Here is a 15,241-nt window from a genome sequence, read left to right as displayed (position 1 = left end):
TGCTTCCACTATTTACGTAAGGCATTAAGCTTAGCTTGCGCGATACCAAAGATAGTATCGATAGGGTAACTGCCCTCATCACTCGCTTCACCTGCCGGTTTGCCTGTGAATAGCTCAATCGCCTCTGTCACATGATCAATCGCCCAGATATTGAACTCGCCCTTTTCCACCGCTTTCACAATATCGCTACGCAGCATCAGGTTATGAACATTTGAGCGCGGGATGATAACCCCTTGCTCATTAGAACGACCTTTGATTTCACATACGTCAAAGAAACCTTCAATCTTCTCGTTCACACCACCAATTGGCTGAGACTCACCGAACTGGTTCATCGAGCCAGTAATCGCAATGTCTTGACGGTTTGGTTGCTTAGAGAATGCAGATACAACGGCACAGAACTCCGCCATACTCGCACTATCGCCATCAACGCCACCATAAGACTGCTCGAAAGTGATGTTAGTCGTAAGCGGGACTTTGGCCGTCTTACCAAACACAGAAGAGAGATATGCCGACAAGATCATCACCCCTTTCGAGTGAATGCTGCCACCAAGGTCTACGTTTCTTTCAATATCAATCACTTCACCATCACCATAAGCGGTGGTCGCCGTGATTCGGTTTGGCGCACCAAACATGTGATCCGTTGTGCTTAATACCGACAGCGCATTGACCTGTCCTACTGCTTCACCATCGACATGAATCAGTGTTGTGCCGTTGGTGAAGGTCTCCATTACGCTGTCTTGTAGTCGTCCAACACGCATCTGTTGGTTCGATAGCGCTTGGTCGACGTGCGATGCACGAATCAGATTCGACTTCGAACCCCTCGCCACGTAGTTGGATTCACGAAGCAGATTAGCAATGTGTGCTGAGTGCAGGGACAGCTTACCTTGGTCACCCGCCTGACGAGAACTGTGCTCAATAATGCGAGCAATCGCCTTGCGGTCACAGTGAAGCATATTGTTGTCGTGGACGATGCTCGAAATAAAGCGCGCATAATGCATTTCAGAGTCAGCAGTACGCTTCATCTCATCTTCAAAGTCGGCCGTCACACGGAACAGTTCACCAAACTCCGCATCGTAATGTTGCAGTAGCTGGTATGTGCGGTAATCACCAAACAAGATGATCTTAACGTCCAGAGGAATAGGTTCTGGGTCGAGCGATACCGCTCCAGTTAACGTCACCTCTTTCTCTAATGAAGTGAAGCTTAACTGACGAGAACGCAGCGCACGTTTCAAGCCTTCCCATACGTAAGGTTGTTCTAGCACTTTGACCGCATCTATCAACAGCACACCGCCGTTCGCTCGGTGTAAGCTACCTGCGCGAATCAACGAGAAATCAGTAAATACTGTGCCTTTAAAGGTTGCCGTTTCTACATAACCAAACAGCGAGTGATAGTTCGGATTCTCCTCGACCACAATCGGGAGAGTGTCTTCCTTCTGGCTTACTATCACGTTCACTTTGTAGCGACGCGGCATTTTCTTGTCCAAAGAAGCCGTCGCGACTTCAGCCTGCTCAGTACTCTCTTCTAAGAAAATATCAGCGTTATCGACAATGTCTTTACGCAGTGCGGTTAGGTACTTTTTAATGTCTGGATATTCGCTGTAATCCTTCTTCAATTGCTTGATGAAGTGCGTGATCACATCTCGCGCCGTGTCATCATTCAGCTTTTGAATTTTCTCGGTATACGTCTCTTCAAGTTCCGTCAGTTCACGAGAAACCGTTCGCAACCCAACTTCCAGCGCATCGATGGTTTTATCGAACTGGTCTTGCTCTTCCGGTGACAGCAGATCAAAGCTCTCTTCGGTATGAAGCTCATCGCCGTTCATTGCTACGAATTGGTAATCACCTTGAGTGGTGATCGTCAGATTCACACCGTTCTTTTTCGCTTCTTGGCTGATCGCCTCTAGCGCAGCTTGTTGCTTGGCTGCTAACTGGTTCTTTAGTCGATCAGCACGGCTGAAGTACATCTCATTGTCGAACGCGAGTGGCATCGCTTTGATGAGTTTGCGCATCAGCTTTTCAATATCTTGCTTTAAGCTGCTGCCCACGCCACGCGGAAGTTTCAGTACCTTAGGTGTACGGATATCCTCGAAATTCGCGATGTAACACCAGTCAAAAAGCTCCTCAACTTCATGAGGGTGTCGGTTGAGATAACGCAAGATCATGGTGCGCTTACCCAGACCATTGCGTCCTATCGCATAAATGTTGTAACCCTTTTCCTTAATTGACATCGCGAACTCAACGGCTTTTTGCGCACGTTCTTGCCCGACGATTTCGTCAATTGGAGCCAGTTCTTTGGTCGACTTGCATGGTAACTTTTCGAGTTCTGCTACCTGATACAGTTGTTCTGTATTGAGTCTTTGAATCGCCATCGCCGCCTCCTTAGTCCTTTATTTCTTGGGTGTAGATAAATTCAGTGTAGATGTAATTGCCTATAAATTTAGTGACTTACGCTACATCGCTGTTCAACCGAACAAATAACACACAATTTAATGCAATTTAACGAATAACAAGCTATTTAATTCACCAAACCTAACACATGAATGATTTTAATTTGCAATTGATAATAAATATCATTAACATTTTAAAATATTATAAATCGAGGATGTGGATATGGAAATTGAACGATGCTGGATGCACTACCTAAAAGCTGAACAGTTAATGGAGCAAGGTCACTGGCCAGAAGCACAGCGCCTTTATGGTGATGTTCTCAATTCTCTTCCTCACCACATTCAAGATGCGGCATACCAAAGCGATATCAAGCCTTGCCAATTTGCCTGTCTACTTGCGGGACTCAGAGATGCAAGCGTGGCTCAATCTGAGATTCTCAACCGCCTAGGTCAACACAAGCAAGCCTTTGATACATTGAATCAGTCTTATGCGTTAATGCAATTTATCTCTCTTGAGAGCACAGAGCTGATTCAACGCACCCACGGGTTACTGGAAAAGCAGAGTGAGGATCTACTCAATCACCTGATCGCTTTTTGCAGTGCTCAACGCAGCTCGCATTGGATGCTAGAGCTAGAACAAATTCAACGTGCTCATCACCATTTTGGGCAACTAAAAACAACGTCAGAAGTTCAATCTTCACCAAATGTCTTAAATTGATAAGGATATATCATGTCGGACCGGGCTCTTCTCAAAGTCAATAACCTCTCCGTTAGCTTCAAAACCAACGATGGAATCGTTGATGCGGTGAAAAAGGTTAACTTTACCCTTAAATCTAGCGAAACCTTGGCCATTGTTGGTGAATCAGGTTCTGGTAAGTCTGTCTCTTCTAACGCTCTGATGCGTCTGCTTCCAGACAACGCCATTATTGACCCACAGTCTCAGATTGAGTTTGAGGGAGAATCTGTTCTCGACAAATCAGAGCGTGAAATGCAGTCGATTCGTGGCGACAGAATCGGCATGATCTTTCAAGAGCCGATGACATCTTTGAACCCATATCTGCGCGTAGGTATTCAAGTGGCAGAAGCCATTATGTGTCACCGCAAAGTATCAAAGTCTCAAGCTAAACAGCGTGTGATAGAGCTGTTTAATCTTGTGCACTTGCCAATGCCAGAAAAGTCATACACCAAGTACCCTCACGAATTTTCGGGTGGTCAGTTGCAGCGCATCATGATCGCAATGGCACTGATTAATGAACCGGATATTCTGATTGCGGATGAGCCTACAACTGCACTAGATGTAACGGTTCAAGCTGAAGTGCTTTCTCTTATCAAAGAGATTCAAGGCAAGATGGGAATGGCAATTTTGTTCATCACCCATGACTTGGGTGTGGTGAAACACTTCGCCGATCGCGTGCTAGTGATGTGTAAAGGTGAGCTCGTAGAAGAAGGGATGACTCAATCACTGTTCGATAATCCTAAACATGACTACACTCGAATGCTCATTAACTCGATACCTAAAGGGGCGAAAGATCCGGTAAGCGCCGCAGCTCCAGAGCTTCTATCTGCTGAAGATATTCGCGTTAAGTTCTTGGTGAAACCGCACTTCATCAAGTCAAAAAATCAGTACTTTGAAGCGGTGAAAGGCATCTCGTTGAACCTAAAACAAGGTGAAACCCTCGGTATTGTCGGCGAGTCAGGCTCAGGTAAATCAACCCTTGGACGTGCGTTAATCGGCTTATTGCCAAGCTCAGGTCGTATTGTCTATAAGGGGCAAGACGTCAGCCTACTCAACGACAAACAGCGCCATAGCCTGAAAAAAGATGTTCAAATGGTGTTCCAAGACCCTTATGGTTCCTTGTCACCACGTATGACGGTTGGCGAAATCATCACCGAAGGCTTAACGGTGCATCAACCTCACTTGTCAAAACAAGAACGTTTAGAAAGAGCTCGTAAAGCGCTGATTGAGGTTCGTCTAGAGCCAAATTCAATCAACCGCTACCCGCATGAATTCTCTGGAGGACAAAGACAACGTATTGCGATTGCTCGTGCGCTCATTCTTGAACCATCTTTCATTTTGTTGGATGAACCGACTTCGGCACTCGATCGCTCAGTACAGCTGACCGTGATTGACCTGCTCAAAGACATCCAAACTAAACACAATATCGGCTTCCTATTCATCAGCCATGATCTTTCGGTCGTAAAGGCACTTTCAGATCGTGTACTTGTGATGCAGAAGGGTGAAGTGATGGAAGAAGGCTCAGCTGAAGAGATTTTTAATGCGCCGAAAAACGACTACACCAAGAAACTCATCGCTGCGTCATTCGATTTAGAAAATAATTCGGAAAAAAATGCCGCTTAAAGGGAACTAATCAAGATTAACAGCGTCTTATAAGTACATTCTGAAAAAGCATCTAATGGATTGCACTCTAGAATGGATATAGCAAAACTGGTTTGGCCGCCAAAAGAGAAATGTCGCATGGATGCGACATTTTTCGTTTCTGAAGGGAAATAATGTGTCTTTCAACGTCATCCCCTAAGACTCAATCACTTCACCATCAACTAACGATACAAAGACTTAGTCGATTCTCTAACAAGTAAATCAATCGGTGGTAGTCGCGCTTCATGTCTCTCACCTGAAAGTAAATTCAAAATAGACTGAGCACACACCTCCCCAATCTCTTCAATTGGCTGTCTCAAAGTCGTCAATGCTGGCGTGAAATACTTCGACGTAGGCAAATCATCAAACCCTATTACAGACACATCTTCTGGCACTTTGTAGCCGTGATCGTGGAGCGCCTTAATCGCCCCATAAGCCGTTTGATCATTGGCGGCAAACAGAGCAGAAAAATGAATCTTCGACTCGATTAATTCCACGGTTTTCTCATAGCCAGTTTCACTACTAAAATCCCCTTGCTTAACAAGCTTTGGCATCACCTTAATGCCCGCTTCTTGAAGCGCTTTCTTATAGCCTTCAAAGCGATTACCTGCGTCTGGCTGGCTTGAAAGCCCTTTGATATGTGCAATATTCACATGCCCTTGTTGGAGCAAATGGAGGGTTGCCATATAACCACCCAACACATTATCAATGTTAATTGAGCGAACATTATCCGCAACCATGTCATAGCCCACCGCAACCACAGGAGTGTCTGGCGCGTACTTGGCAATGTCCTCTTTAGTTATACTGCCTGTCACGATGATCATGCCATCGACATTACTCTTAGCAAGATACTCTAAGGCGTGTATCTCAAGCTTTTTTTGCCAATGCCCGGTAGCTATCACCAACGAATAGCCTTGGGCTATCAGGGTTTTCTCCATGTCGTTAAGGATACGACTGGTATAAGGGCTATCAGGGTGTTGCACTAATACACCAATCGTTAATGAACGGCGATTAATGTTTTCCTGCATTTGAAAATTCGGTTTGTAGCCGGTGTCTTTGATCGCCTGTTCGATGTTCTGGCTTTTATCATCCGACACATAGGTTGTTCGATTAAGAAAACGAGAGACCGTGCTTGGCGAAACGCCAGCTAGCCTCGCTACATCGTATACGGTGGTTTTTTTAGTTTTAGTGCGCATCTCGATACCCTAACCCAGTGACATTAAGGGGAGCCCTAAAGCTCCCCATCAGTTTCAACTCAACATTGCTCAAGTTGAAACTCATACTCTTTAATTAATATAAGTAGGCGAAAATCATCCCCGGTCGGAAATAGCGACCTGCTGTATATTTCAAACCTGTGCTGAGAAGCCACTTGTGAAGAACCGTAGCTTGCTCCGCTGAAATTTCACCTTGAACCATATTAACAAATTTATCATTGTCTTTCGTCAAGCTAGGATTAACCCGACCGTCAGACAGCACACAGTTTTGCAATTTAAGTGCATTAATCCACTTTTTCGCATCACTTTGTGACAATTTAAAAGACTCTGAAAGATCTTTCTCATCAAATGAGACAGAACAGTTGAACCCTTCTGGTGCGGCAAATGGAATTTTTGAATAGTCATACAGCGCGGTATACACAGTATCCATCAATGTTTCTGCTTGCTGCGATTTACCCGCTAAGCTCAACGCTGTCGCGACACTAAACTGCACGCCAATCCACACGTCTTGCGCCTGAAAGGCCTCATGCGGCGAACCATCGGCGAGCGTCATATTTGCCACCCCAAGTTTTGGGCTGTTAATCTCGAAGTTATGTTTATAAACATAGTCCAACGCACGCTGAATGCGCTGTTGTGGGAAAATACCCTCTAGGCCAATCAGTTTGAGATAGCTATCGGCAAGCAGCGCATCACCAAAACTATTGTCTGAATCAGGCACCAACTCTAGATATTCTTGCGTGAAAGCTTGAGGTGCCGTTTCACCCAACAAACGTTTCTTGGAGACACGTTGGGCTACCTTACCGATGTTTATTGAAATATCGGTTTGGTTTAGATAATCGTTAAGCATATTCTTATCGGCAATCGCATCCCCCGTTAAAACCAACCCCAGACTTTCTAAAGCTTGATAGCCTTCACCGGTAAGATGCTTGGCTTGGATAGGCGTCACGAAGAAGTGGTAATACCCCTCTTTCTCATCCCACAAGCTCTGCTCAACTGTTGCTAATGCCTTTTTCGAACATGTTAGATAACCCGCGCCTAGATCGTGTTCGCCCACCAATTTTGCAAGCTCACTTGCGGCTTGAAGGCCTGCAACCCAGAGGCTCGCACAGTAAATAGAGATACCGTGAGACGCAAGGTTATCAAAGGTGTCGTCAGTACCGCGGGTTAGCGGTAAATCGTCACCTTCAGCAATCAAGTTCGACAAGAAATCGATGCTCTCTGTTACGGCTTGCCAGCACTCTTTAACTACTGACATATCTTGTGTTTTTTGGTAGTGACGGTACACCATCAAAATGTATTTCGGTGCTAAGTCCTTCCATTCCTTAACATTATGCCAGCTATACGCATCTGGCTGAATGTCGAACGGGCTACCCAAATCGTGGATGACTGCACCTCGAATTGCGCGCACACCTTGGTACTTTTCATCAATCAATTCAGCATTCGGTGTCGCTTCATATTCCCAGTAGCGGCGCTGAGTAAAGTCTTCAGCCAAAATAGCTTTTGAGAACTCTTTCATCACGCAGCCATCAAGTTCAGGTAGCAAGTAAAGCAGTGAAAACGAGCCGTAGAAATACACATCCAGTGAATTAAAGAATGGGTAATCAACACACTCTTTCACCAAGAACTTATCTTCTTTATCCCATACTGTTGATTCAGAAAGGAATGATAATGAGTTCATCGCCATCGTCGCATAGCGTAGTGCCGATTCAGGTTGTGATATTTTGCTTTGAGCTTGCTCTAGGAAAGCGGTCTGTTGTTCAACGATCTTCTGCTCAATGATTTCTAGCTTTGGCAAAACATCTTCTAACATCGGTAAGGCTGGTTTCGCTTGAGGATAGAATTGCGTGTAAGCCTTGTCCGAGTTCCAGCCATTAAGCATCACTTTGCTATGTGCCATCACTTGAGCAAAACGCAGGTCTACAGACTCACCCGGCTCCAGTTCAACCTGAACCACAACTAATGCGCTCAATGCTTCGCGCCCTGTGTAAATGCCAGTTTGGAATTCAGCGTTAGTGCGGCCGGTTTTCAATGCGAACTCGGTTTGCTGGGTCACTTTCGAAGTATAGAGCGTTGGCTTAACAGACACCGACACCTTGCCAGACTTCATCAAACGGTTTTCGGCTTGAACACCAAACACCACCTCACCCTCGATGTCACTTTGATAAGGGGACTGACTAGTAAGCTGAACACCAGTAAAACCGTGGCTTTCACCATCGACTTTCACCGCTTGATGCTGCTGAGCAATCGGGTTTTGAGATAAGGTACACGCCGAATCTTGAATACCATCACGACCTTTTCGGTAGGTTGAACCGATCAGGTTTTGTAGAGGTTGAGCAAGCGTAATCACGCGTGTTTGCTGTGATTCATTAGTAATCTGGAAGTGGTTCCAGTGCATCGGCAAAGAACAGAGACGCTTATCCTCTTTTACGATCGGCGAGACTACCTTTCGCTTTATATTAATACCATCAAAACTATTATATTTATATTCAGCTAATGGATATAAAGCCTTATATTCTATATCGCTACCATTAACACTTTCTATATCACTATTATTTCCCGCAGTTAGTGATAGCTGTCTCGTTGTATCATTTATTAATAAACCATTAAAGAAATCTAAGGCTACATATAATTGACAATCAATCGACGATGAATCGGATTCAATTAATAATTGAGTCTTATTAGAAAACTCGACATTCCACTTTATAAAGTTATCTTTATTTTCTTTATAGAAATTACCATTTTCTAATGCGGCACGAATGAGGTTAATCGCATTCGAAATATTTTCTTTATCTATCTTCTTTCCATCGAATAGCGCTGGGTAAAAATTCAGATGAACGCTAAGCTCTTGCTCATTAAGAACCTGAAGCGTTTCAATGGCCGGCACATCCATCACTGACGCATAAAAATCATTAAAATTAATAACTTGCTCTGAACAATCGACAAATATCCCTGGAATAAAACTGAAGTTTGGCGTGTTACCATTTGGCGTCAGTGTAAAGGTATTACCGATACCACCGATCGCCATACCTGTATTTTCTGGTGTCGTAGAAATTGGCGTGTACCAAGGTTGAATAAATTCAACTGCGTCGCCCTTTTTACACAAGTGTTCTGAATTTCCTGAATAGCTTGAATATGGAATTTTATTATTCATGTTAAAACCGCCATTGAATATTTTTTTCTTCTTGTTAATATCTTTCAAAAATGGAGACATCAACATGTTTAAAATTATAAATGAAAAATTTGGAAATATTGACTCTGTCACATTAATAAATAAGCAACATGGTATAGAACTTCAAATAATCAATGGGTTTGGTGCTGTTATAAATAAATACATTGTAAATAACAGTCCATTCTCGTTTATTTGTGGCTATCAGAATTATGATGAACTGATCAACCAACATCCGTTCTTTTCCCGCAGTGCTAAATTATTTCCTTTTCCAAACCGTTTACACTTAGGTCGCTACAGTTTCGACAACCAAAACCATCAACTCCCAGCTAACTTTCCTTGGTCTGATCACGCCGTACATGGCCTTCTCTACAACCAACCTTTTTCAATCGCAAACAGCGTGGCCAATGATCAGTCAGCCAGTGTGACGCTTGAGTATCAAACGTCGTCTTTACATCCAGGCTTTCCGTTTGCTTTTAACCTTGAAACCACCTTCACCATCGACACAACTGGTAAGCTCTCTTGCTCAACAACCGTCTCTAATTGTGGTGATTATGCCTTCCCATTCGGTGATGCTTGGCACCCTTACTTCTCGCTCGGCAATGACCTAGAACAGTGTGAACTGACCATGTCGCCTTGTGCTGAGGTCGTACATGAGAACGACCTACCCAATGGTGACAAGCGTGCTTTTGATCGTTCCTCTCTGAGTGAAGACCTGATAAATCAAAGCCTAAATCACTGCTTTGAATTCGAAGCGACTGCGACCAACCAACTGACTTTGGCACGCTCAGATTCATCTGCCGCAATTCACTACCAACAAGACGCGAGCTACCCATTTGTTCAGCTGTATACTCCAACGAGTGAAAAGAGCATTGCGATAGAGCCCATGACTTGCCCTGCCGATGCATTCAATAACCAGATTGGCTTATTGACGCTGAACCCGAACCAGTCTCAAACCTTCACTTGGCATTGCCAAGCTACCTATCAGCCAAAATAATTGAGCGAAGCTAAAGCAACTGCTGAACGTAAAACCAGCCCCAGAGAACGCATTGCAAACGAAAAACTACAACCTAAAAACAAACGAAAGAGACTAATCGAAAGAGCAATAAAGGGCGCATAAAGCGCCCTTCTCTTTGTTAACCTAAAACCACTTCCACCGTGTGCTCACCCGATGTAAATACCGGTGCTTTTTTACCTGAAATCAGGTCACCATTGACCTTCATCTCAACCACGCCCTTACACACGTTATTCGGGTTCGTGACATGAATATGATAAGTCGCACCACGGAACTGACGACGGACTTTGAACTCAGGCCACTCAGCCGGGATACAAGGGTCCACCAGCAAGCCATCAATTTCAGGTCGAACACCCAGAATCCATTGTGTACCCGCAACGTATGTCCAAGATGAAGTACCAGACAACCATGCATTACGACCTAGGCCGAACTGTTTATGTTCATCGCCCAAGATGTTTTGCGGGTAGCAGTATGGCTCCGATTCGAAGGTATCAATATCGTCGTTCTTAGAAGCCGGGTTAATTTGACGGTAGTACTCGTAAGCACGCTCGCCATTGCCCATTTTCGCTTCTGCGATCATCACCCATGGGTTTGAATGCAGGAAGATACCGCCGTTCTCTTTCGCACCCGGTGGATATGTCGAAACGCCACCAAGTTTTGGATCAAAGCCGTTGTAACCAGGAGTTGAAAGCTTGATACCATTGGTCGTGTTCAGCTTTTTGTAAACCGAATCTAGCGCTTGTGTCGCACGCTCTTGCGTCGCAAAACCAGAAATCACAGGCCAGCTTTGACCGTTAGTGTAGATCTGCCCCTGTTCATTCTTATGGGAGCCAATCGGCATGCCTTGCTCATCAAAGTAACGCACAAACCATTCGCCATCCCAACCGCACTCATTCACAGTGCTCTGCATTTGTTGGTATTGCTCTTTGAACTGAGCGGTTAGTTGTTCCTCACCGCGTAGCTCACAAAGGTCCAGCATATCAAGCAGGGCTTTACCGTACATGTTAGCTACCATCATCGACTCAGCACCTGTTGGCAGGTTCACCGTGTCATTCCAGTCTGCAAAACCTAATAACGGTAGGCCGTGGTCACCGGTATTGGTGTAGGTAAATTCGATTGCGCGACACAAGTGATCCCAAACGGTGCCGGTTTCCACAGGGTTACCCGCTTTGTCTTTTTGGTAGAACGGAATATCTTTGTTCAAGAAGTCAGCATTGCCTGTCTCTTTCACATATTGAGTGACTGCGTAGATGATCCACAGATGATCGTCACCGTAGTAATCTGGGCGATCTTCTTCTTCACGTGAGTCACCAGCGTTCGCTTCCATGGTCGATGGGAAGAACTGGTGCATCGCAGAACCATTGGTGTTTTGCACAGACAGTAGACGCTCAATGAACTCACGCGCCTCTTCTGGCATATGAGTAATAACGCCCAATGTATCTTGTGAAGAATCACGGAAACCGATGCCGCGTGCGCCATAGCCAAGCTGATAAAGAGACAGGTAACGAGACCAGTTTTTGGTCGTGTGGCATTGACGTGGGTTGTGTACGTTAAGCATCGAGTTCATAGCTGGATCTGGCGTTTCAACCTGAACCGCTTGTAGGTAAGAATCCCAGTGCTCAGCCAGTTCAGCGAATGCCGAATCAACGACTTGGTGGTCACGGTATTTAGCCAGTAAAGGTTGCGCGACTTCTAGACTCTCTTCTTGTGCAATTTGTACAACCGTACGTTCAGTCTGCTCTGGAGATAACCAACCTAAACGCAGGTTCAGCGCACCGATGTTGTCACCACGCAGACACTCGGTATTACCAAGCTCGTCGTTTTCTAACGCTTGTGGAGCAGCCCATGTACCGTAACCAAACTGACCAAGGAATGACTGGCGATCACCGTCAAAAGACGTCGCAGGGCGATCCGCGGTCATCAGGTTTACTGCATAGTCACGCTTCATGAAGGCATACTGCTCAAGCACGGTGTGACCCGACTCTTGCTGGTGTGCTTTCAGTGTCATGGTTTGTGGAACCCAATCCGCATTCAATAGTTGCTTAAGTGCATCGAAGTGAGTGAATTCGTATACAGGCACAACATCAACGTGCAGCGTTTTGTCTGAAATGTTAGTGACTTTGATGTCTTGTAGTAGAACTTGGTCTGCTTTTGGCACGAAGAACGTCGCTTCACAACGCACACCAAACGCTTCTGCAATGATGGTGGTGTAAGACAAACCTGTGTGGTTTTCAAACTTATCAAGCGGCTTCAGAGTTGGAGTGTAGAAAGGCGAAAAAATTTCTACGTTGCCCGCCTCATCACGCACCTTAAGGTACATAGTCGAGCCTTTGAAATCTGAGTTTGGCAGTTGAGCAATGTACTTGGTAATACGGTTCAGTGCCGGATCACCTTTACACAACAACACACCGCCGTTGCTATCGACAATGCCACCGAAATCTAATGTGCCTACATAGTTACACCATTTGATCGGTGTACATGGCGTGGTTGCTACGTATTCTTTGTTTTTATCGTCAAAATATCCGAATTTCATCATCACTATCCCTAGCCCCTCCCAAATCAGGAGGAGCCAAAACAATTTGTCGTAAGTAGAGTGGTATCAGCTCGTTGGCTGACTTAAATTGACTAGCTCGCTAGCGAGTTCTCGCTCAGTGCGTCAAACAGGTGGAAAGCATCCAAATCCAAGTAAAGTGTCAGTTCTTTCACATCCACTTCAGCGGCTTGGGTCTCAACCATCAGCGGTTGGCCGCCGATTTCTGTTTTCAGAAGAATGCTCGCACCTAGCAGTTCCTTGTCTTTGATTTTCACAGGGAATGGCAGCACACGGTCGTGGTCCACTTGCTCAGCACGTAGGTGGATGTCTGTTGGACGAACACCAAAGTGAAGCGCTAGGTTTTTAGACGCCAGAGACTTAAAGCGCTCCGGCAGTGGGATATGAACATCGCCAAGTTCAACGAAGTATTCACCCTCTTTTTCAATCAGCTTAGCTTCCAGCATATTCATTGACGGGTTACCAATGAATTGCGCGACAAACTTGTTAGCTGGGCGTTGGAACACCTCAGTTGGTGTACCCACTTGAGCAACATAACCGTCTTTCAGAATCACGATGCGGTCTGCTAGCGTCATCGCTTCGATCTGGTCGTGTGTAACGTAGATCGTGGTCGTTTTCAGCTCGCGGTGTAGGTGTTTGATCTCTTCACGCATCACGCCACGAAGTTTTGCATCTAGGTTAGATAGCGGCTCATCAAACAGGAACACTTTCGGAGTACGAACCATCGCGCGGCCCATAGCTACACGCTGACGCTGACCACCAGAAAGCTCTTTTGGCTTACGGTTTAGTAACGGATCAAGCTCTAGCATTTTTGCAGCTTTGCGTACTTCTACGTCAATCTCAGCCTTTGGCATGCCCTTCAGTTTTAGAGCGAAAGCGATGTTCTCGTAAACCGTCATGTGTGGGTACAGTGCGTAGCTTTGGAATACCATTGCTAGGTCACGGTCTTTTGCGTCAACCTTGTTCATCACTTTGCCACCAACCACGATGTCACCAGAGCTGATGCTTTCTAGGCCTGCAAGCATGCGAAGTGTGGTCGACTTACCACAGCCAGATGGGCCAAGGAAAACCACGAATTCACCGTCTTCAACCGTAAAATCAAACTCTTTAACCACTTCAACATCACCAAATGATTTCTTGATGTTTTTGAATTCTACTTTAGCCATTATCTGTTCTCCTCAGCGCGCTCTTGAAGCATGTTTCGGTACGCAATTGCGCTCTGTTTCAGTGTTCTTTCTTGGGTGGTGTAATCAACATGGACGATGCCAAAGCGTTGGCAGTAGCCGAATGCCCACTCAAAGTTATCCATTAGACTCCACGCAAAGTAGCCATCAACTTTCACACCTGCTTCAACGGCGTTGTGCACCGCTTCGATGTGGCCTTGGAAGTAACGAACACGTTGGTCATCCATCACTTGTCCGTTAACACGCTCGTCGTTACCTGCGGCGCCATTCTCAGTAATGTAGATAGGCGGCATGTTTTCGTAGCGAGCATCTAGTCTTACCAATAAATCGGTTAAACCTTGTGGGTTGATTTCCCAGCCGATGTAAGTGTGTTCTGCGTCAGTCTGTTTTACTGATTCAATGTCGCCATTTTCATTGAAGCGAGCGACATTGCGTGTGTAGTAGTTGATACCGATGTAATCCACCGGTGCACTGATGATGTCTAGATCGCCTTCTAAAATCATCGGCATGTTCATCGCTTGACGGTCGACTACCGGCTGTGGGTATTCACCTTTCAATACAGGGTCGATGAACCAGTGGTAGTTCTCTGCTTCACAGTAGTCTGCAGCGCCTTGGTCTTGCGGTGTCAGTGGGTAAGCCGGAGTCGCGTTAAATACCACGCCATGCTTAGCATGAGGTGCATTCTTGCGAAGAATCGGCATCGCCAAACCATGGCCTAGCATTAAGTGGTGAGAGGCTAAGAAGCCTTCTTTTTCACCCTTGATACCTGGTGCATGCTCGCCCCAACGGTAGCCTAAGAACGCAGATACAAACGGTTCGTTCAATGTGGTGTAAACATCAATTTTATTGCCAAAGTAGTTACTCACGACTTCTGCATATTCTGCAAACTTGTAAGACGTTTCACGGTTTAACCAACCGCCTTTGTCTTCTAGGTATTGCGGTAGATCCCAGTGATAAAGTGTCACGAACACCTTCATTCCACGAGCATGACATTCATCGATGATCTGCTCGTAAAACTCTAGACCTTGCTGATTCACCACACCGTCTTGCGGCAAGATACGTGGCCATGCAATTGACAGGCGGTAAGCATCAACACCTAAACCTTGAATCATCTCGATATCTTGTTGCCACAAGTGGTAGTGGTCGCACGCCACATCACCACTGTCGCCGTTATCTACCTTACCTGGTGTCTTACAAAACGTGTCCCAGATAGACGGTGTACGACCGCCCTCTTCAACGCCGCCTTCAATTTGGTATGAAGATGTCGCGACACCGAATACAAATTCCTTACTGCGTAACTTTGAATCACTTGGAAGTTGAAATTTATTCATTGTTATAACCCTTAAA

9 protein-coding genes are annotated in these 15,241 nt (G+C 45.5%); 3 read left to right on the top strand and 6 right to left on the bottom strand.

Annotation, left to right across the window (positions count from 1 at the left end; translation table 11 throughout):
• Nucleotides 1–8 precede the first annotated feature (8 nt).
• Nucleotides 9–2,369, bottom strand: a complete 2,361-nt coding sequence (locus tag L0991_20075) for an AAA family ATPase (protein XGB64328.1) — start codon at nucleotides 2,367–2,369, stop codon at nucleotides 9–11.
• Between the two features lie 241 nt (nucleotides 2,370–2,610).
• Here L0991_20075 and L0991_20070 point away from each other — a divergent pair, with 241 nt between their 5' ends.
• Together L0991_20070 and L0991_20065 are read left to right on the top strand one after the other, a co-directional pair.
• The gene (locus L0991_20070) at nucleotides 2,611–3,105 is read left to right on the top strand and encodes a hypothetical protein (GenBank protein XGB64327.1); all 495 of its coding nucleotides are present in this window, start codon (nucleotides 2,611–2,613) and stop codon (nucleotides 3,103–3,105) included.
• A gap of 12 nt (nucleotides 3,106–3,117) precedes the next feature.
• Nucleotides 3,118–4,746, top strand: a complete 1,629-nt coding sequence (locus L0991_20065; GenBank protein ID XGB64326.1) for an ABC transporter ATP-binding protein — start codon at nucleotides 3,118–3,120, stop codon at nucleotides 4,744–4,746.
• 200 nt (nucleotides 4,747–4,946) lie between these two features.
• On the opposite strand, the gene L0991_20060 is transcribed toward L0991_20065, so the two are convergent.
• Together L0991_20060 and L0991_20055 are read right to left on the bottom strand one after the other, a co-directional pair.
• Nucleotides 4,947–5,960 (bottom strand): substrate-binding domain-containing protein, encoded by a 1,014-nt coding sequence (locus L0991_20060; protein ID XGB64325.1) that lies wholly within the window; start codon nucleotides 5,958–5,960, stop codon nucleotides 4,947–4,949.
• Between the two features lie 94 nt (nucleotides 5,961–6,054).
• Nucleotides 6,055–9,129, bottom strand: a complete 3,075-nt coding sequence (locus L0991_20055) for a non-lysosomal glucosylceramidase (protein ID XGB64324.1) — start codon at nucleotides 9,127–9,129, stop codon at nucleotides 6,055–6,057.
• Nucleotides 9,130–9,193: 64 nt separating this feature from the next.
• Between L0991_20055 and L0991_20050 the strand changes: the two genes are divergently transcribed.
• Nucleotides 9,194–10,141, top strand: coding sequence for an aldose 1-epimerase (locus L0991_20050; GenBank protein XGB64323.1), 948 nt, complete (start codon nucleotides 9,194–9,196; stop codon nucleotides 10,139–10,141).
• A gap of 139 nt (nucleotides 10,142–10,280) precedes the next feature.
• On the opposite strand, the gene L0991_20045 is transcribed toward L0991_20050, so the two are convergent.
• From L0991_20045 to L0991_20035, 3 genes are all read right to left on the bottom strand, one after another.
• Nucleotides 10,281–12,695: a glycosyl transferase gene (locus tag L0991_20045; GenBank protein XGB64322.1), complete on the bottom strand. Its 2,415-nt coding sequence runs from the start codon at nucleotides 12,693–12,695 to the stop codon at nucleotides 10,281–10,283.
• 89 nt (nucleotides 12,696–12,784) lie between these two features.
• The gene (ugpC, locus tag L0991_20040) at nucleotides 12,785–13,876 is read right to left on the bottom strand and encodes a sn-glycerol-3-phosphate ABC transporter ATP-binding protein UgpC (protein ID XGB64321.1); all 1,092 of its coding nucleotides are present in this window, start codon (nucleotides 13,874–13,876) and stop codon (nucleotides 12,785–12,787) included.
• On the bottom strand, nucleotides 13,876–15,225 hold the full coding sequence (locus L0991_20035; GenBank protein XGB64320.1) for a GH1 family beta-glucosidase: 1,350 nt from the start codon (nucleotides 15,223–15,225) through the stop codon (nucleotides 13,876–13,878). The genes ugpC and L0991_20035 overlap by 1 nt, the downstream gene beginning before the upstream one ends.
• Nucleotides 15,226–15,241: the final 16 nt, after the last annotated feature.

Source organism: Vibrio chagasii, from assembly GCA_041879415.1.
In the GTDB taxonomy this organism is placed as follows: domain Bacteria; phylum Pseudomonadota; class Gammaproteobacteria; order Enterobacterales; family Vibrionaceae; genus Vibrio.
The sequence above is the reverse complement of the archived record's forward strand: the minus strand, read 5'-3'. Positions and strand labels throughout refer to the sequence as shown.

Bases quoted from the DNA above. Each gene is read 5' to 3' on its own strand.
- L0991_20075 (XGB64328.1), bottom strand. From the start codon at position 2,369: ATGGCGATTCAAAGACTCAATACAGAACAACTGTATCAGGTAGCAGAA.
- L0991_20070 (XGB64327.1), top strand. From the start codon at position 2,611: ATGGAAATTGAACGATGCTGGATGCACTACCTAAAAGCTGAACAGTTA.
- L0991_20065 (XGB64326.1), top strand. From the start codon at position 3,118: ATGTCGGACCGGGCTCTTCTCAAAGTCAATAACCTCTCCGTTAGCTTC.
- L0991_20060 (XGB64325.1), bottom strand. From the start codon at position 5,960: ATGCGCACTAAAACTAAAAAAACCACCGTATACGATGTAGCGAGGCTA.
- L0991_20055 (XGB64324.1), bottom strand. From the start codon at position 9,129: ATGAATAATAAAATTCCATATTCAAGCTATTCAGGAAATTCAGAACAC.
- L0991_20050 (XGB64323.1), top strand. From the start codon at position 9,194: ATGTTTAAAATTATAAATGAAAAATTTGGAAATATTGACTCTGTCACA.
- L0991_20045 (XGB64322.1), bottom strand. From the start codon at position 12,695: ATGATGAAATTCGGATATTTTGACGATAAAAACAAAGAATACGTAGCA.
- ugpC (XGB64321.1), bottom strand. From the start codon at position 13,876: ATGGCTAAAGTAGAATTCAAAAACATCAAGAAATCATTTGGTGATGTT.
- L0991_20035 (XGB64320.1), bottom strand. From the start codon at position 15,225: ATGAATAAATTTCAACTTCCAAGTGATTCAAAGTTACGCAGTAAGGAA.